Genomic DNA, 1,076 nt, shown 5'->3' on the forward strand with positions numbered 1-1,076 from the left:
GTATCGGGCCGGCAAGCTCAATTCTGTTGCAAGCATCGTCGCTGGAACTAGTATGAGTTGTACCCGAGGGGCTAGCCAGGCGTGGTTTCGGCGTTTCGTTCAAAAATCATTTTGCGGCGGCTTATCCGGCTCGGGCTGGCTATCGCCATGGGATTGGCCGCCTTTGGCGCCGCCGCAAAGGAGGATCCGCCCGATCTCGGTCCGACGATGCGCTTCGTGGTGGTGAGGAGCAGCGCGACGGGCTGCGAGCCGAATTGCCCGGAATGGATTTCCGCCGAAGGCACGATCGAGGCCGGCACGCCGGCGCTGTTCAGGCGCTTGCTGAAGACGCTCGATGGGAGGCAACTGCCGATCGTCGTCAATTCTCCCGGCGGCAATGTCGATGCCGCGCTCCAGCTTGGCCGCATGATCCGCAAGAACAAGCTCGATATCGCGGTCGGCATCACGGAGTTTTCCGGCTGCTCGCCGGGGATGAAGAACTGCCGGGGCGACGACGCCAGGCAGCAGCCCTATTCCGGCGTCGCTTACGACAGCGGCGCGATGTGCAATTCGGCCTGTCCGCTGATGTTTGCCGGCGGCATCCGCCGCGTCGTTGGCGAATGGGCCTATCTCGGTGTCCACCAGATCACCACGACCTTCCGGCGTGAAAAACTGCTCTACCGCACCACCTATCGGATCGTGAACGGCAAGAAGAAGATCATCGGCACCAGGGTCGTCAGCCGCAAGAATGCCGGCAGCTACAAGACCTATGAGATGAGCAAGGCGGTCGAGAAACGCCTGTCGGCCTATCTGAAGGAGATGGGCGTCGAGCAGGGCGTGCTGGATGTGATGAAGACGACGCCCGCCAGCGACATCCGGCAGATCGAGCCCGACGATATGCTGGAGATGAAGCTCGTCACCAGCCTCGATTCGCTCGATCTGTTGACCGAAAAGAGCATGTGCCTGCGCAATCCCGTGCCGGCGAATTGCCGCGAGATGCCGTCGAACGCCAAGCCGGCCGAGGTCGCGAAGGTCGAAGCCGCGCCTTTGCTCGCTGCTCCGGGCACGGCGCCCCGGCCGCGGGTCCAGGAACAGGA

Annotated in this window: 1 pseudogene; it reads left to right on the forward strand. The window is 62.8% G+C overall.

Features of this window, described 5'->3' with window-relative positions:
• Positions 1-147 precede the first annotated feature (147 nt).
• Positions 148-1,076: pseudogene (locus EOA24_RS38975) on the forward strand (hypothetical protein); the annotation flags it as partial.

The organism is Mesorhizobium sp. M2A.F.Ca.ET.039.01.1.1 (assembly GCF_003998035.1).
Classification (GTDB): domain Bacteria; phylum Pseudomonadota; class Alphaproteobacteria; order Rhizobiales; family Rhizobiaceae; genus Mesorhizobium.